The following is an 18585-nucleotide window of genomic DNA, read 5'->3' on the forward strand; positions in this document are numbered from 1 at the left end:
TTGAAGATTTATAAATGAAATAATGTACAGGGAATTTTTTAAAAATAAATTTCTAATGAATTACTATATTTCTAATCTAGCCCCGATAGAAAGCGGGACTGGTCGTCTTTAAAATTCGATATTGCTGCTTCTAAAAAACAAACCCGACAAGTTTTTCAAAACAAGTCGGGTTTTTATATTAAATAATATTATCAAAATTATTTTGCCTGTTGAAATTTTTTGAGTGATAATAAGGCCTGCTCTTTTACTTTATCCTGAAAAAAGCCTGTCCAGCCCAATAAAAGCCCTTTAATTCCGAAAGCTTGTTTTGACCATTTCCAAACATCAAAATTATCTGTGTGTTTAATAATCAAACCATCCTGAAAAATAAATTCGGCAGAAATTTTATTAATAACATTTCGGTTGGTTTTACTAAAATTGTAAGTGGCAACCCAATTTGCCGATCCTGTAAAATCATCAGCCTTAACATTTGAGAACTCAATTTTTAAATTGCCTTTACTTTTTAAAAGTAACATTTGCCACATGGCAGAAACCTGCTCTTCTTTTAGTAAGCCAAAAGCGGGGTCAATGAAATGAATTTTTGGATGATAGCATTCACTCATTGTTTTATAATCAGCGTTGGCAAAAGCTGTGTAGAATTTGGTGATTAAGTTTTCGTTTGGGCTCATAAAATACATTTAGGGCATAAATATAAGATTTATTAGAAGAAAAAATCTTTATAAAACGCTAATTTCTTTTGCTGTATTGAATGTTTTTTTTGATTGGTCGAAAACTGTAGAAAAATAATTGGTTTTGTTTACCGCTGTAAAATATCCAGTTTGATTGCCAAAGGTGTTTGAGTTTCCGGTAATGATAAACCTAATTCCTTTTATATCAGTATTTTTAAGCTTGTTCATTTCTGCCGGTGTAAAATAATAATAGGAAGTCGTTTTGCCATCTGCATATTCTTTTACATTTTTGTCAACACAGGCTATTACATCGGCGTTTGCCAAATCGACATAAACTCCTCCGGCAATTCGGGCTTTGTCGTTTGCTGTGGCAATTGTTAATTTTAAAATTCCTCCTTTTTCTGTTTTTGCAATCTGAACATTAGCTTCTCCTGTGTAGGCGTATTTTTCGCAGATAAAAGTATAATTTTGTGTTGCCGAAAAAGGTTTAGAGCCATTTACAATCATGGTTTCCTGAGCATTGACCAAAGTCGAAAGAAACAATAACACAAAAAGAGGGAATTTTAAATTCATAAGTTAATTTTTAGTCTGTTATTTGAGATTCGAATTTTTCATCCCAATCCATTGATTTTATAGCAGAAACTAAATTATCTTCATTTACAAAAACACGCAATTCTTTGTTTGCCACTTTTTTGGTGTATAATGCATGATAGCGATAAATCGTTTCTTGTTTTGTTTTGTAAACACCATCCAATTTCAAATCAATAAAACTGCCATAATATTGTCGAAACTTTTGGCAGGTTTTTGTCAAACGTTCTTCTGTCGTATTTTCCATTACAGATTGTGTGACTTCGGTTTCGTTAAAAGGTTTAAATTTTGATGTGTTGCAGGTTTCTAAAACCCGTTTACCTAAATCATACGCTTTTTGTTGCTGCGCCGAACTAATTTCGGACGAAACAACTTTTTTAATTTTTAAATCTTCGGTGTCTCTGCTTATGGTTTTCGATTTACAACCAATTAGCAATAACAAACATATAATCAATCCTGCTTTCTTCATAACTATTTATGTTATTTTTAATAATAAGTTAGGGTCGGGACAGTTTTCTATATAAAAGTTTAAGTCATTTATGTTACAAACTCCTGGATAATCACCGTAATAATTTTCAATATTATTTATAATCTGAAAATGCAAATGAGGCGCATAATCTCCATTAACTGTAGAATTTCCAAAGGTTGCCAAACGATCTCCTTTTTTAAAAACTGTTCCAACGGTAATATTTTCTATACTTTCTAACGATAAATGTCCATATAAAGTATAAAATTTTTCATTTTCAACTTCATGTTCCAAAATAATAGTAGGGCCATAATCCCCAAAACCTTCATTATTTTTAAAACTGTGAATTTTACCATCAAGCGGAGCCAGAATGGATGTTCCAACTTTTCCCCATAAATCCAAACCTATATGGATATTACGTTCGGGAAGATTTTCATTTTTAAAAATAGTACTTCTTTGATATAAGTTCCGTCCTTCAATATAACCGCCAAAAGCTATTTCGGCATTATTCTTTTTTAAATAATTGGTTATAAAATTTTCAAAATCAGCGGCAGTCAAAGGTTTACTTTCGACTAGTCCTTTGTTGGTAACTGATAAATCTAATGCTACATATTTTGAGAAATCTATACTTGAATCAATAACTTTAGTAGGCGGCAAGGATTTTAAAATAGAAACTAAGGTCTTCATAAAATAGCAAATTAGGCGACTTTTTCGATGATAATTAATTCGTTGTGAACCTCTACACGAGGTAACATTTTTGAGGAAAACAATTTACTATTTATTTCTGAAATATACTTTCTATTTCTAACATTATGTGCCTCATCCAAAATCATGGTGTTAAAAAGGACAACTCCTTTGTTTTTTAATAATGAAAAAACACGGTTTGCAAAAAAACTTTCAAATAAAAAATTGGGCATTTTTATATCTTCAAAAACATCAATAATAATCAAGTCATATTTGTCTTTTGTTTTTAAAACAAACTCAAAAGCATCGTCGATAATAATTTCGAGTTGTTTGATTTGGTCAAGATTAAAGTATTGATTGGCGATCTGAATCATATCAGGGTCAATTTCGACTCCGGTAATTTTACCTTTATATTCAACTTCGTCTACGAGAGTTTTTATAACACTTCCGCCGGCAACGCCCAACAGCAAAATATGTTCCATCTTAAGAATGGTTTCATAACCAATATTTCGTAATCCGTACCTTAATATACGCTGCAGACTTCCATAAGAATAATTGGTGTTTTCAGAATCTAAAACTAATTCGCCATTTGCCCAGGTAACTTCGATCACTTTGCTTCTGGCTGATTTTTTTTTGAATATTTTTATAGGAATCAGATAACTGAATATTTTTTGAATCATTTTATTGCGCTTTAACTCAAATTTACCATTAAAATCTTTTAATTTGCACGAAATAATTGACTTTAATGAAGAAAAAATTATACAAATTCCTTTTTTTTAAGCTAATGGGCTGGAAAATAGTGGGTATCGAAAATGCTGAAGTAAAAAAATGTGTCTTGATGGTTATGCCTCATACAAGCAATCATGATTTTTATTTGGGAGTTTTAACCCGCGGAATCTCCGGACTGCAAATGAACTGGGTAGGAAAGAAGGAATTGTTTACTTTTCCGTTTGGTTATTATTTTAAATATATGGGCGGAGAACCTTTAGATCGCACCGGTGGTTTAAATAAGGTAGATTCTATTGCTGCTATTTTTAACAGAAAAGAAGTTTTTCGTCTTGCCGTTGCTCCAGAGGGAACCCGAAAAGGAGTGAAGGAAATTAAAACCGGATTTTACTATATTGCTCTTAAAGCAAATGTACCTATTGTTCCGGTAACTTTTAACTGGGGAAAGAAAGAAGTGAATTTTGGAAAACCTCTTCAGCCAACTGGGAATTATGAAGCCGATCTGGAAATTTTGAAATTACATTTTACAGGAGTCTTAGGAAAAATTCCGGAGAATGGTGTTCAAATCTAAATTTTAGTTTGTTTTTTTGATTCCGTGAGAATCCCTTATTTGAAAAATATTTTTAAAAAAATTTAAATACGCGAAAATTCAGATTATGGGTTATACACCTTAAATGTTCCGTTTTTATAAAAAAATACAATTTTTTCGATTTCACCTTCTTCTAAATTTAGATTTGAGTTTTTAGATTCTGAAAAATATCTTTTTTCCTGACTTTCCTCTTTTTTATTCATTCCTGAAAATAAATCTTTCGAAACTTCATTTTCATTATATGGAATAGGGGCAGAAGGTTTTTCTGTTTCAACGGTATTTTCAATTTTAGAATTTACAGTTTCTTCCTCATTTTTAGGAAAACTTCCTTTGCCATTTAAAATCCAATACAAGTCAACATCCGGAAAAACATCCAAAATTTTAAGAACAAAATCAAGACTTGGCTTGTTTCTGCCAGAAAGTAGGTGAGACATACTAGATCGCTGCACGCCAATTTTATCAGCAAAAGAAGAGGCGTTTAGAGCATAATAATCGAGTATTATTTCAAGCCTTTTTACAAAATCATCGATGTTTACCATTGTAAATTCTATATTTAAAAAATGATGTTTACAAATGTAACTATAATAAATGAAATAAGCAATTTTACAATAGTAAATCAGATAGTTAAGATCAAAAAACACTCGATTTTACTGTAAGTAATAGTATTTAATTAATTGAAATTCAATAATATAATACGTTTTATTAACAGAAGTAACAAATGTTAACAATGAAGTCTTAAAAAACAATTCTCAGAGCTTAAAAACTGTTTACATTTCTAAATAATTTCAAATTCCCCATGTTTACAATTGTAAAAATAAAGATGTTTACTTTTGTAAACTAATCAAATTACAATGAATTTAGAAGAATTATTTAATCAATACAAAGAGCAATCTATTGCGGGACGTTATCTAACTTTAGATCATATTCAGCCATTATTAGATAAACTAAATACTAATAATGAGGTAAAAATTATTGGACATTCGGTTTTAAACAAACCTATATATAGTTATGAAATTGGTACAGGAGAAACTCGTATTTATTTATGGTCTCAAATGCACGGAAATGAAAGCACTACAACCAAAGCGCTTTTTGATTTTATTAATGTATTAAACAGTAAGTCGGATTTTGCAGATAAAATGCTAAAAACGTTTACTTTTTACGCTATTCCAATTCTAAATCCTGACGGGGCGGCGCTTTATACTCGTGAAAATGCCAATAAAATTGACTTAAACCGAGATTCACAGAATCTGACTCAGCCAGAGAGTATTATTTTAAGGAAAGTATTCGAAGATTTTAAACCTCATTATTGTTTTAATCTTCATGATCAGCGCACAATTTTTGGCGCAGGAGATAGTGGTAAACCGGCAACTGTTTCTTTTTTGGCACCATCTTATAACGAAGCTCGTGATATAAATGATAACAGATTAAAAGCCATAAACCTTATTGCAGGCCTTAATGATGTATTACAGGAGTATATTCCGGGACAGGTGGGACGTTTTGATGATTCATTCAATATTAATTGTATTGGAGATACCTTTCAGTTCTTAGGAGTTCCAACTATTTTATTTGAAGCTGGTCATTTTCCGAACGATTATCAAAGAGAAATTACCCGAAAACTAATATTTTTCTCACTAATTTCGAGTTTTAAACTCCTTTCCGAAAACGATTTAGTTGACAATCGAATTAATGATTATTTGAATATTTCACAAAATAAAGTCGTTTTTTATGATTTTATGTATAAAAACATCAAAATAAATTATGATGGTATCGAAATTATTACGAATTTTGTCGCACAATACAAAGAAGAATTGATTGAAAATAAGATTCAGTTTAACGCTTACATAGTTGAAGTAGGCGACTTGGAAAATTATTTTGGTCATTATGAATATGATGCTCAAGGTGCAGATTATACAGATGACTTTAATAACATTCCGAAATTGAATCAAAAAGCAAATTTTTATTTAAATAAAAATGTTAAATTTGTTAACGGATTGACAAAAAGTTAATTTTTATGTGAATTTGTTATTTTTTATACATATTTTTATACTTTGTTATAGCAATTAGTAATATTAATTAAAGAATTATGAGTAAATTTCGTTTAGATGAAGTAGATCACCAGATTTTAGATATGTTAATAGACAATACGAGAGTTCCGTTTACTGACATTGCAAAAAAATTATTGATATCTGCTGGAACAGTACATGTTAGAGTAAAAAAAATGGAAGACGCAGGAATTATAATGGGATCTTCACTAGCCTTAGATTACGATAAATTAGGGTATTCATTTATTGCTTATGTAGGTGTGTTTCTTAATAATACCTCTCAAACTAAATTTGTATTAGAGCGAATAAACCAAATTCCTTTCGTAACTGTGGCTTCTGTAACTACCGGAAAATTCAATATTTTCTGTAAAATTAGAGCGAAAGATACGAAACACGCGAAGGAAGTTATTTTCATGATCGACGATATCGAAGGCGTTTACAGAACAGAAACAATGATTTCATTAGAAGAAAGTATAAACGATAAGAAGCGTTTGATGCATACTATATTTAAAAATATGTAATATTTTCTTGAATGCTATATTAAAATATAACCTCAAGTTTATTCTTGGGGTTTTTTTATGACCAATTAACCAACCAACTATAACACGATTATGTATACGTTACCCAAAATTGAGCGCTTTAATCAAGACGTTCTCTCAAAATACCACATTTATAATAGTGTTTTTATAACATTACCTTTTGATTCTATAGATAATACAGGAGTTCTACTTCCTTTATTTACAGAAACTTGCGAAACGGGCTTTAAAAAACAGGAAACACCAAAAGAAATTTTTGATTTCTTTTCTAATAAATATTTAAATAACGCAACTGAGACTGAAAAAATCGATTTAATGTTTCGATTTATTCAATACATAGAACGTCAGATTGTGTTATTTGATGCCATTGAAGATGCTGCTTTTCCGGTTGTAAATAATATGGAAGGGCGTGGTTCTCTTCGTGATATCAAAGAAAAATCGGATGCAAAGGAAAAAGACGACGATCTTATTGAATTTCTTGAAAATTTCAATGTAAGAACGGTTTTAACGGCGCATCCTACGCAATTTTATCCAGGTCCGGTACTTGGAATTATAAATGATTTAACCGAAGCAATTCGATTGAATAATTTATTGCAGATTAAACAATTACTAGCTCAGTTAGGAAAAACTCCATTTATTCAGAATGAAAAACCAAATCCTTACGATGAAGCGGTAAGTTTGATTTGGTATCTGGAGAATGTTTTCTATGCTACATCTGGAGAAATTGTACATTATCTGCAGAAAAATATCCTTCACGGAAATGCTATTCAAAACCAATTAATCAAACTTGGTTTTTGGCCGGGAGGAGACCGCGACGGAAATCCTTTTGTGACAACTGAAATTACTTTGAAAGTTGCTGAACGTTTGCGTACTTCAATTTTGAAGTGTTATTATGTTGAAATGAGAAGTTTAAAAAGAAAGCTAACTTTCTTAGGAGTAGATACTTTAGTGTCTGATCTTGAACAAAAACTTTATCGTTCTGTTTTTTATTCAAAAGGAGAAATCTACATTACTTTAGACGAATTATTATCTCAGCTTAATGTAATTCGAAACATTATTATTGAAAAACACCAATCATTGTATTTAGATGAATTGGATGCGTTTTTAGTAAAAATTAATTTATTCGGATTCCATTTTGCGACTTTGGATATTCGTCAGAATAGTAAGATTCATAATGCAGTATTCAAAGATGTTGTAAATTATTATTTGAATTCTGGTTCGAAAATTTTCCCTGAAAACTATTATGAATTATCTGAAGAAGAAAAACTGGTTGTTTTATCAAAAGTAAAAGGAGAATTGAATCCTGAACATTTTGAAGATGAAATTACCAGATCTACTTTAGAATCTGTTCAGGCTATAAAAACGATTCAGCAAAATAATGGAGAGTTTGGTGCCAACCGTTATATTATTAGCAATAACGAAAGCGCGCTGAATGTTATGGAAACTTTTGCCATGATTCGTTTGAACAATTGGGAAAATCCTACCGTTGATATTATTCCGCTTTTTGAATCAGTTGATGATTTACAGAATGCGCATGAAATCATGGAGCAGTTGTATACAAATCCTGAATATTCTAAACATTTACAAGCGAGGGGCAATAAACAAACAATTATGCTTGGTTTCTCTGACGGAACTAAAGATGGTGGTTATTTAATGGCAAACTGGAGTATTTACCAGGCTAAAATTGCATTGACGGAAATTTCAAGAAAATATGGCATTAAAGCTATTTTCTTTGATGGCCGTGGCGGACCTCCTGCTCGTGGTGGTGGAAAAACACATAAATTTTATGCGTCTTTAGGACCAAAAATTGAAAATAACGAAATTCAAATTACAGTTCAGGGGCAAACGATTAGTTCAAATTTTGGAACTCTGGATTCTTGCCGTTATAACATCGAAAACTTATTAAGTGCCGGTGTAACGAATCAGGTTTTTAGCAAAGAGAAAAACGAGTTAACTGCTACAGAAACTGAGATTTTAACACAATTGGCTGGTTTAGGATATGATAAATACCTAAGTTTTAAAAATCATCCAAAGTTTATTCCGTATTTAGAAAAGATGAGTACGTTAAAGTATTATTCTAAAACAAATATTGGAAGCCGTCCTTCTAAAAGAAGTAAATCTGAACAATTGGATTTTGCTGATTTAAGAGCAATTCCGTTTGTAGGTTCATGGAGTCAATTGAAACAAAATGTACCGGGATTTTTTGGAGTAGGAACTGCCTTAAAATATTTTGAAGACAATAATCAATGGGATAAGGTGAGTGATTTGTATCATAATTCATTATTCTTTAGAACATTGCTTGAAAATAGTATGATGTCATTGGCAAAATCATTTTTCCCTCTTACAGCTTACATGAAAAAAGATCCTGAATTTGGTGAATTCTGGCAAATTATCTACGACGAGTTTTTAGAAACAAAACGTCTTTTACTTAAAATTGCAGGTCATAAAACATTGATGGAAAATTATCCTGATGGTATAGCTTCTATTCAAATAAGAGAACGTATCGTTATGCCGTTGTTGACAATACAGCAATATGCTTTGTTGAGAATTAATGAACTAAACAAAGAAAATGGCAATAATGAAGAGCTGATTAAAGTTTACGAAAAAATCGTAACAAGATCTCTTTTCGGAAATACAAACGCGAGTAGAAACTCAGCCTAAGACTAGAATTTTAATTTATTTTATAACAAAAAGTAATAGAAATGAATTCAAACCAATTATTAGAAAATGAATATTCAGGTGGTTTTGCAACGTATATTCGTGAAGCCGGTGATGTAAACCTAATAGAAGAATTAGAGATTTCTCTGCATGATTTTATCCGGTTTGTTCAAAATATCCCGATGGATAAATTTGATTATCGCTACGCAGAAGGAAAATGGACAATTAAAGATATTATTCAGCATCTAATTGATTGTGAACGTATTTTTGCTTATCGTGCTTTACGTTTTTCAAGAAATGATAAAACTGCTTTGGCAAGTTTTGAAGAAGATGATTATGCAAACAATACCAATGCAAATGGGAGAAGTATTCAGGATTTACTAACAGAATTATCTGCACTAAGACATTCAAATTTATTGTTTTATAAGAGTTTATCTGAAGAACAACTTAAACGAATTGGAACTGCTTCTAACATTCAGATTTCTGTTCGTGCTTTAGGTTTTGTAATTATTGGTCATCAAAAACATCATCAAAAAGTTTTCGAAGAAAGGTATTTATAGTATTAAATATTTAGCTTAAAAAAATCCTGTGAAATAACTTCACAGGATTTTTTTGTTTTATAAAAGACTATTTATTTCTCTCCACAATAGCGAGACCAAAACGAATTTTATCATAAGATAATTTTTCTTCAAAGTGATCATAATATGACCTTAATGCTGTTGGATATTCCAGTTCAATTTGTGCTTTGTGTAATTGTTGAACTTCGCTATCTGTAACAAATGAACTTAAATCTATATCTTCTCCATCTACATATAGTTTTGCCAAATGCGACACAATCGTTGTTTGCCCTAAATTTCGTTTTCCTGCAATTTCTTCAATACTGTTTCCATTTTTGAAAAGTTCTAAAGTTGTTTTATACGTGTTACCTTCTTTTTTAGCTTTAGCATTTGTCTTTTTTACTTTTTCATAATAAACAATTGCATCTATAAATTCCTGACCATATTTTTCAAGTTTAGCTTTACCAACACCATCAATGGCAAGAAATTCTTCATCACTCATTGGGCGCAAGGTTTCCATTTGTCTTAATACAGCATCACTAAAAATTACATAAGCAGGAACTTCTTCGTCCTTTGCAATTTCGTAGCGTAATTTTCGAAGTATTTCAAAAAGCGAATTTTTAGCAGTTTTAGCTTTTGTTTCTTTGATTTCGTTTTTGTCTATTACTTTTTTAACAACCGTAGTCAATTTTACTTTTTCACCTTCAAATAAAACTTTTTTGGCAAAAGGAGTAAGCAAAATTTTATTGTGCTGATGAAAGGCAATTTCAAGGTATCCCAGATTAATCAACTGAATAAGGTATTGATTCCAATCATACCACGAAATGTCAGCGCCAATTCCATACGTTTTTAAGCTTTGATAATTTTTTTCGTAGATATATGCGTTTTTCGAGCCTCTTAAAAAGTCTACAATTACTGCCAAAGGCTCAGATTCCTGCAAACGAGTAATGGCCGATAATGCTTTTTGAGCTAGAATAGTCCCATCAAAAAATACGGGTGGTTTTTTACAAATGTCACAATTACCACAATTTTCATTAACCAATTCACCAAAATAGGAAAGCAAAATTTTTCTTCTGCAGCTTAAAGCATCTGCATATTGTTTCATTCTCTCCAGTTTTGCCAGCTGAACATCAGAATTTAATCCTTCTGAAGCAAATTTCTGCAGTTGGATTACATCGGCATAACTTTCAAATAAAACTGTTTCTGCCGGCAGTCCGTCACGACCGGCACGGCCAATTTCCTGATAATAGCCTTCAATATTTTTAGGCAAATTATAATGAATGACCCAGCGCACATTCGATTTATCAATTCCCATTCCAAAAGCAATCGTTGCGCAAACAACCTGACAATCATCATTAATAAACTCATCTTGTGTTTGTGCACGAACTTTATTATCCAGACCCGCATGATATGCCTTTGCCGTAATTCCTTTATTTCGCAGTTTCTCGGCAAGTTCTTCTGTAGTTTTTCGGCTCAGACAATAAATAATTCCGCATTCATTGGGTTTGCTTTCTACAAAATCAATAATTTGTTTAACACGGTCTAATGCAGGACGACCTTCAAGGCTTAAATTTTTTCTATCAAAGGATGCTACAAAAGTTTTCGGATTTCTTAATTTTAGTTGTTTTGTAATATCAGTACGGGTCGCTTTATCTGCAGTAGCTGTTAAAGCCAATACAGGAGTAGAAGGGAAGCGGCTTTTTAAATATCCTAAATTAGTATATGCCGGTCTAAAATCATGTCCCCAGGATGAAATACAATGTGCTTCATCTATAGCAATTAAACTGATTGTCAATTCGTTAAAAACCACATCTAAGTACGATAAACTCTCCGGAGCAATATAAACAAGCTTAAAAGTATTCGATTTTAAATTATCTATATAAAACTGTTGCTCTTCGCTGGATTGACTACTATTTATGTAACAAGCTGAAATTCCGTTGGTTTTTAAACTATCTACCTGATCCTTCATTAAGGCAATTAAAGGAGAAATTACAATTGTAATTCCTGGTAAAACCAAAGCCGGTAATTGAAAACAAATCGATTTTCCGCCACCTGTTGGCATAATAGCCAAAGTATCCTGACCCGAAAGAATAGTGTTAATTATGGTTTCCTGATTAGGTCTGAATTTTTCAAAACCAAAATTTTCTTTTAGTTTGGCGTGTAATATATCTGAATTCATTGGGCTTTTATTTGCGAAAGTAAATATATTAAAGAAATTATAAATATAAGATTTTACTTATAAAAAAATACATGATTTTAGTATTCAAAATAAAAAAGGAACTCCGTATAGAGTTCCTTTACTTTTATTTTGAAGGAGATAAATTAATCTTCGTCGTCTTCATCATCATCGTCATCAGCAATATCATCTGGGTCTCTGTCATCGTCGTCGTCGTCATCTCCGCCATCTGTATCTGGTTTGTCTACTGCATCGTCATCATCGTCGTCATCAATATCATCGTCAAGATCAAGACCTTTTACTGGTTCGATTGTATCAACATCAACGTCAATATCATCGTCTTCATCGTAATTCTCAATTCTGTCAGCAAGTTTAGTACTAATTTTTACTAAATAAATAGTGTCTTCAGTACGTACTTCAACAGCTTCGATCAATTCGTTTTTAGCATTTCTAAAACGGATAACATCCGAATCATCATAACCATCAGGAAATTTTTCTACCAAAAGGTTTAAAATTTCATTGGTAAGTTTAGCGTAGTCTACTATAACTCTTTTCATAAATATCCTATAAATCTAATAAGTAAGCAAAAATTAATGGAGCAACAATTGTAGCATCCGACTCAATAATAAATTTAGGGGTTTTAATATCTAATTTACCCCAAGTGATTTTCTCGTTTGGAACTGCTCCGGAATAAGATCCGTAACTAGTTGTTGAATCTGAAATTTGGCAGAAATAAGACCAAAACGGTATATCATGCATTTCCATATCCTGGTACAACATTGGAACAACACAAATAGGAAAATCTCCTGCAATACCACCACCAATTTGAAAAAATCCAATTCCGTTAGTACTATTTTTTGGATACCAATCAGCAAGGAATGTCATATATTCAATTCCGGATTTCATGGTAGAAGCTTTCAAATCTCCTTTGATTACGTAAGAAGCGAAGATATTTCCCATTGTACTGTCTTCCCAACCCGGAACAATAATAGGTAAATTTTTCTCTGCTGCTGCATACATCCAGCTATCTTTTAAATCTATTTCATAATATTCTTCTAAGACACCTGATAATAGCATTTTATACATGAATTCATGCGGAAAATAACGTTCACCTTTATCATCAGCATCTTTCCAGATTTTATAAATGTGTTTTTGCAAACGACGAAATGCTTCATGCTCAGGAATACAAGTGTCTGTAACACGATTTAATCCTCTTTCAAGCAAAGCCCATTCGTCTTCTGGTGTCAAATCACGATAGTTAGGCACTCTTTCGTAATGAGAGTGTGCCACCAAATTCATGATGTCTTCTTCTAGATTGGCTCCGGTACAAGAAATAATCTGTACTTTATCTTGTCTAATTATTTCGGCAAAAATTTTACCAATTTCTGCTGTACTCATAGCGCCAGCCATACTTACCATCATTTTAGCACCGTTTGCTAATTGTTGTTCGTATGCTTTTGCAGCATCCACAAGAGAAGCAGAGTTAAAGTGTAAATAATGTTTTTCAATAAACTGACTGATAGGTCCTTTCATTTTTTTTTGTTTTTTTGTTTTTTTTTGAATTAAAAGTTTGACCTTTTACATGATACTGCAAATTAACAATTTTATATATATTAACATTTAATTTGCAGGTTTTTTTTTATATTTTTTTTGTATATCCTAAAATTTTCAATACATCGTCAGAAGTTTGTTGTTCTGAGAAAACTTCGGTAGCTAAAATTCCGTTTTCGTCACGATCTATTAAAATATGTTTAGGCTGCGGAATCAAACAGTGGTGTAAACCTCCATATCCTCCAATAGTTTCCTGATACGCACCAGTATTAAAGAAACCAATATATAATGGTTTTTCTTTGTTGTATTTAGGCAAATAAATAGCGTTCATATTTTGTTCTGAATTGTAATAATCGTCACTATCACAAGTCAATCCTCCTAATAAAACCCGCTCGTAAGTATCATTCCAGCGATTAACCGCCAGCATGATAAAACGTTTGTTTATAGCCCAAGTATCCGGCAAAGTAGTAATAAATGACGAATCAATCATATTCCATTTTTCTCTATCATTTTGTTGTTTTTGATACAATATCTGATAGATAGCACCACCGCTTTCACCTACTGTAAACGATCCAAATTCTGTAAAAATATTTGGAACATCAACTTCAGCTTCATCACAAGCGATTTTAATTTGATTGATAATTTCATCAATCATATATTGATAATCATATTCAAATGCAAGTGAATTTTTAATTGGGAAACCGCCTCCAATGTTTAATCCGTCCAGAGTAGGGCATTCCTTTTTAAGCGCAATGTATACTTTAATACATTTTACTAACTCATTCCAGTAATATGCTGTATCATTTATTCCGGTATTAATAAAAAAGTGAAGCATTTTAAGCTCTAACTTTTCATTTTCCTGAATTTGTTTCTTGTAAAACGAAACAATGTTTTTATATCCAATTCCTAATCTTGAAGTATAAAACTCAAATTTAGGCTCTTCTTCAGCTGCAATACGAATTCCAATTTTGAATTTTCCTTTGATTTCTCCCTGAAGCAAATCAAGTTCTTCATAGTTGTCAATGATCGGAATAGTATTTTTATGTCCGTTATTGATTAATCTCGCAATATTGCTGATATATTCATCTCTTTTAAAACCATTGCAAATAACATAAGTACTTTTGTTGATTTTACCATTTTCTAACAAATTCTCAACAATATTAACATCAAACGCTGATGATGTTTCAATATGAATGTTGTTTTTAAAAGCTTCATTCATAATGTATTCAAAATGAGAGCTTTTTGTGCAATAACAATAGTAATATTTTGCTTCGTACTTATTTTTTTCCATTGATTTTCTGAACCAGGCTTTTGCCTTATTGATATTTTCAGAAATTTGAGGTAAATAAGTAAATTTTAATGGCGTGCCATACTGCTCAACTAATTTCATCAAATCGATATTGTGAAATTGCAAGTTGTCTTTATTTAATTTAAATTCCTCTTGTGGAAAATAGTAAGTTTGATTTATTAGGTCAGAATATTTTGTATTCATTTATTTTTCAATATTTTAGGATTGTAATTTTTTAATTTAAGATACGATAATAATCTTAAATTCAAACCCTGATATTGGCAAATATAATTTGCAGTTTTTCGTGTTCTGCTTTTGAGCATGAGAAAACATCAAAACAAAACGGACTTTTACTATTATAAAAACGGTTCAACATCCTTAGTAAAGAACTATTGAGTCGGTTTCTATAAGAACTAAAATTTCTCTGTTTATTGTTTGTTTTCATCGTGGCAAATGTAAAAAATAATATATACCTAAAGCAATGGTTTTAATTAAAAAAAGTTTAAGATTTATAATCTTGAAACGCATTCAGAATCAATTTATTTTCAACGGATTGGTTAATTTTTATTTTTCCGATTCCTTCAATAAGTGCAAATTGAATCAATCCGTACTCATTTTTTTTATCATGAATAAGTAATTCTAAGATAGGATCGATGTCATTTTCTTCAAACACTACATGATCATAAATGTTTTTAATTGCGTTTTTGATTTCAGTATATTCTGCTTCTGTAATTAAATTTTTCTGCCATGAAATATAACTTTCAAGAATCATTCCAACGGCAATTGCTTCACCGTGTAATAATGTTTTTTTAGTTTCACTTTCCAGAAAATAACTTTCTATGGCATGACCTAAAGTATGTCCAAAATTTAAGGCTTTACGGATGTTTTTTTCTGTTGGATCTTGTATTACAATTTCATTTTTGATTTCTACAGAACGATAAATTAATTCATCAAAATCAGCATAATCAATAGATTTTAAATCTAAAAATTGTTTCCAGTATGGAGCATCGTAGATTAAGCCGTGTTTCAGCATTTCTGCCAAACCAGAGCGCATTTCACTTTGTGGTAAAGTTTCAAGATAATTTGTATCAATCAAAACCATTTGAGGCACATTAATAACTCCAATTTGGTTTTTAAGATTTCCTAAGTCAACACCGGTTTTTCCTCCAACAGAAGCATCAACCATAGATAATAAGGTAGTTGGAATATTAATAAAATCAACTCCGCGTTTGAAAGTCGAAGCTACAAATCCGCCTAAATCTGTGACAACGCCGCCGCCAAGATTAATTACAAGAGATTTTCTATCGGCACCAAGTTCTGTTAAAACGTTCCAGATTTCAATACAAGTTTCAATATTTTTATTAACCTCGCCAGATTCAAATTCAATTATTTCAATCGTTAAATCGGTTTCAAGTAAAGGCAAAAATTTTGGTAAACAATGCTCATTTGTCTCATTATCAACGATGATAAACAAATTTGAATATTTATTGTCTTTTAAATGTTTATTTAAAGCTTCATATGCATTTTGGTTGAAATGCACTAAATAATTATTGGCTTGAATAGATTGCATATTTCTTTGGTTAATTGAAACCACAAAATAAGGCATTTTTAACTAAATAATGTCCAAAGTTTTTCTATAATTTAAACAAAATAATCCCTAAAAAGAATTAGTATAGATAGCATAAAACTTGAATTTGCACGTGTATTAGTACAGATGAGATTTATTATTTACAATTTTGAACTATTTGCTGTTTTGCATCGGGAAAGTTTTTAGAATTGGACAAATTGAAATACTGACAGGCATTTTCTTTGTCATTAAGCTTTAAGTAACAATTCCCTATAAAAAATTCTGTTCTTCCCGAATTAAACTTTTTGTATTTTAATGCATCCAAAAAATAAGATAATGATTGTTTATAATTTGCTTTATTATAATAGTAGAAGGCCATATTTTGCATTACTTCAGCATTTTTAGGATCTAACTCGAGAGCTTTTGTATAGAAACTTAATTCTTTATCCGAATTACCTTTATCTACAAGAGCTCGTCCTTCTTTAATATAATTACTAACCAAAATATCATTTTTTTGCTTTGTCAAAATACTGTCTCCAGGAAATTCTTTCAGTCCAAGATCTATAAAATTTAGTGTTTTATTATTGTCATAATTTGCTTTTTGAAGTTCTTCTGCCGCTATTTGCCAGGCTTGGGGAATTTTTCTGTATTGAGTAATTAATTTATGCTCTTTTAATATTTCCTGTGTATCCTTTTTTGCACGGGCAAATTGTGCTGACATTTTAAAGAAGTTTAAATTTCTTGGACGCAAATAAAATGCTTCTTTGGCATAAATATAGGCGCTGTCTCTGTTTTCTTTTGCATTAGAAATAAGCATTTTATAAAAATCTATACGCCCAAAATGCGGATTTATTTTATTTGCTTTAGAGAGATACTTCAAAGCCTCGTTATATTTTTTTTCATTCATATAATAAATCCCGGCATATTCATAAAATGATTCAGCAGTACTAAGTGTTGTTTTGTATTTAGGCAATTCTTTAATTAATTCATCTCCGGTAAGAACACTATTTACAAAAGAATTTTGATTGTCCTTTTGTATTACATATTCTAAGTTTGATGCTTTATATCCTAAAAATGTGAAATAAGTTGTAACCGCACTAACAAGAAGCAAAGCCAGATAAATTTTATTTTTACTTGAATGATATTCGAAGCTTTTTATTTCTGGCGTATTTACTAGCGTCAGAACCAATAACAAGCATAGAAAAATCAGCATTGTAGGTCTAAACATTGGAAAATTCAAAAGCGAGTCCATTACATACACTACGGTTAGCATCAATACTAAAATGGCTATTGTTTTTGTCTCGATATCCTCTGCTTTTAAAATTCGTTTTGCGTTTACAAAAAAAACAAATGCAAAAATGGAAATATAAAGCAAACCATTAATGATTCCTGTTTCAGAAGTTATTTCTAAAAAATCATTGTGAGAATGAAGGGAAATAGATGAATCATCCATTTGAGTTTTCTCATAAGGAATAGATTCTACTTTATAATTTCCTAAACCAACGCCGTTTATTGGATGTTTTTCAATTAATTGCAGCGTATTATTCCAAAACAAAAGCCTAAGGTTTGCTGAAGCATCTGAAGTATTAATTTGTTTTATTCTGTTATTTATAGAAGTATAACGATCATTATTTTCAGATTTTTTAAAAATAGCATTTGTTATTCCGATAGAGAATATAAGCGGAATTATAAATGTAAGACAACTGTAAAATGATGATTTATTAAAAGAATATGTTTTAAAATAATAAATAACATATAGAATATAAATTAAAATAATACTAAGAAGCGCTGTTCTTGCTCCCGTTAAAAATATAGTAGTTGTTGCGAATAAAAGGGTAATTACTAAAAAGATTCTTTTAAGCCCCAAAAAATGCGTTATCCCAATTAGCAAAAAGGGTATTTTAATCATTAAACTTGCTGCCAAAATATTGATATTTCCTGCTCTTTCAGCCATTAAGCCAAGTGCTGTCACTATTGTAGTTTGATTTGCTTTTTGTTTTAAGTAATAAAGTTCTAAAACAGATTGAAAAAAAGCGGAAATGCCAATTATGAGGATAATTTTAGGCAGTAGGTGAAGTTTGTTTTTTAAAAGGATTGTCAAATTTATAAGGAGACAAAAAGCAATTATCAATTCTATGAATTTTTCTATTACCAAAGTCGTGTTTTTTGCTGCAAGAACTGATAATCCGCAAATAATTATAAATGTAAAATAGGCCCAAAACAAATAAGATCTTTTAATGGAAGAAATTACATCTATTGTTATTTCTTTTACATTGAAATACAAATAAATAGACATTACGAAATTTAATATAGACAGATATAAAAATTGAGGGTAAAGTATGTCTATAGTTTTAGAATGGGGTAAAAAATCAATAACTAAAATTGCTCCTATAAATAGTAACACAATATAATTTGGAACTAATGAACCTTTGTTTAGAATTGATTTTAGATTGATACTTTTTTCCATCGTAATAAATTTTCACAAAGAT

17 protein-coding genes are annotated in these 18585 nt (G+C 30.8%); 5 read left to right on the forward strand and 12 right to left on the reverse strand.

Going from position 1 to position 18585, the window contains the following annotated elements; translation table 11 throughout:
• Nucleotides 1-197 precede the first annotated feature (197 nt).
• From RT99_RS22295 to RT99_RS22315, 5 genes are read right to left on the reverse strand one after another with little or no spacing between them, the layout of a single operon-like run.
• Nucleotides 198-668, reverse strand: a complete 471-nt coding sequence (locus tag RT99_RS22295; RefSeq protein ID WP_042567215.1) for a nuclear transport factor 2 family protein — start codon at nt 666-668, stop codon at nt 198-200.
• Between the two features lie 48 nt (nt 669-716).
• On the reverse strand, nt 717-1241 hold the full coding sequence (locus RT99_RS22300) for a hypothetical protein (RefSeq protein WP_042566939.1): 525 nt from the start codon (nt 1239-1241) through the stop codon (nt 717-719).
• Nucleotides 1242-1251: 10 nt separating this feature from the next.
• Nucleotides 1252-1725: a hypothetical protein gene (locus tag RT99_RS22305; protein WP_042566940.1), complete on the reverse strand. Its 474-nt coding sequence runs from the start codon at nt 1723-1725 to the stop codon at nt 1252-1254.
• 6 nt (nt 1726-1731) lie between these two features.
• A complete protein-coding gene (locus tag RT99_RS22310; protein ID WP_042566941.1) occupies nt 1732-2409 on the reverse strand; it encodes a peptidoglycan DD-metalloendopeptidase family protein in 678 nt (225 codons plus the stop codon).
• Nucleotides 2410-2420: 11 nt separating this feature from the next.
• Complete coding sequence (locus tag RT99_RS22315) at nt 2421-3086, reverse strand: spermidine synthase (RefSeq protein WP_042566942.1); 666 nt, start codon at nt 3084-3086, stop codon at nt 2421-2423.
• Between the two features lie 65 nt (nt 3087-3151).
• On the opposite strand from RT99_RS22315, the gene RT99_RS22320 reads away from it, so the two are divergent.
• Entirely contained in the window at nt 3152-3703 is a 552-nt protein-coding gene (locus tag RT99_RS22320; protein ID WP_042566943.1) for a 1-acyl-sn-glycerol-3-phosphate acyltransferase, read from the forward strand.
• An 83-nt stretch (nt 3704-3786) separates the two neighbouring features.
• Here the strand turns inward: RT99_RS22320 and RT99_RS22325 are convergent, their stop codons facing one another.
• Nucleotides 3787-4260 (reverse strand): helix-turn-helix transcriptional regulator, encoded by a 474-nt coding sequence (locus RT99_RS22325; protein WP_042566944.1) that lies wholly within the window; start codon nt 4258-4260, stop codon nt 3787-3789.
• Between the two features lie 312 nt (nt 4261-4572).
• On the opposite strand from RT99_RS22325, the gene RT99_RS22330 reads away from it, so the two are divergent.
• The 4 genes from RT99_RS22330 to RT99_RS22345 all read left to right on the forward strand — a co-directional run bounded on the left by RT99_RS22330 (nt 4573) and on the right by RT99_RS22345 (nt 9517).
• The gene (locus RT99_RS22330; protein ID WP_042566945.1) at nt 4573-5727 is read left to right on the forward strand and encodes a M14 metallopeptidase family protein; all 1155 of its coding nucleotides are present in this window, start codon (nt 4573-4575) and stop codon (nt 5725-5727) included.
• Between the two features lie 77 nt (nt 5728-5804).
• A complete protein-coding gene (locus RT99_RS22335; protein WP_007805990.1) occupies nt 5805-6284 on the forward strand; it encodes an Lrp/AsnC family transcriptional regulator in 480 nt (159 codons plus the stop codon).
• A 90-nt stretch (nt 6285-6374) separates the two neighbouring features.
• On the forward strand, nt 6375-8960 hold the full coding sequence (locus RT99_RS22340) for a phosphoenolpyruvate carboxylase (RefSeq protein ID WP_042566946.1): 2586 nt from the start codon (nt 6375-6377) through the stop codon (nt 8958-8960).
• A gap of 41 nt (nt 8961-9001) precedes the next feature.
• A complete protein-coding gene (locus RT99_RS22345; protein ID WP_042566947.1) occupies nt 9002-9517 on the forward strand; it encodes a DinB family protein in 516 nt (171 codons plus the stop codon).
• Between the two features lie 67 nt (nt 9518-9584).
• On the opposite strand, the gene recQ is transcribed toward RT99_RS22345, so the two are convergent.
• From recQ to RT99_RS22375, 6 genes are all read right to left on the reverse strand, one after another.
• A complete protein-coding gene (recQ, locus tag RT99_RS22350) occupies nt 9585-11693 on the reverse strand; it encodes a DNA helicase RecQ (protein WP_042566948.1) in 2109 nt (702 codons plus the stop codon).
• A gap of 143 nt (nt 11694-11836) precedes the next feature.
• Nucleotides 11837-12247: a hypothetical protein gene (locus tag RT99_RS22355; protein WP_042566949.1), complete on the reverse strand. Its 411-nt coding sequence runs from the start codon at nt 12245-12247 to the stop codon at nt 11837-11839.
• A gap of 7 nt (nt 12248-12254) precedes the next feature.
• Complete coding sequence (locus RT99_RS22360; protein ID WP_007811609.1) at nt 12255-13223, reverse strand: deoxyhypusine synthase family protein; 969 nt, start codon at nt 13221-13223, stop codon at nt 12255-12257.
• A gap of 106 nt (nt 13224-13329) precedes the next feature.
• Complete coding sequence (locus tag RT99_RS22365; protein WP_042566950.1) at nt 13330-14733, reverse strand: decarboxylase; 1404 nt, start codon at nt 14731-14733, stop codon at nt 13330-13332.
• Between the two features lie 298 nt (nt 14734-15031).
• Nucleotides 15032-16099 carry a 3-dehydroquinate synthase gene (aroB, locus tag RT99_RS22370; protein ID WP_042567216.1) on the reverse strand — a complete coding sequence of 356 codons (1068 nt, stop codon included), beginning with the start codon at nt 16097-16099 and terminating at the stop codon, nt 15032-15034.
• A gap of 154 nt (nt 16100-16253) precedes the next feature.
• A complete protein-coding gene (locus tag RT99_RS22375; protein WP_042566951.1) occupies nt 16254-18563 on the reverse strand; it encodes an O-antigen ligase family protein in 2310 nt (769 codons plus the stop codon).
• Nucleotides 18564-18585: the final 22 nt, after the last annotated feature.

The organism is Flavobacterium sp. MEB061 (genome assembly GCF_000834715.1).
Classification (GTDB): Bacteria; Bacteroidota; Bacteroidia; order Flavobacteriales; family Flavobacteriaceae; genus Flavobacterium; species Flavobacterium pectinovorum.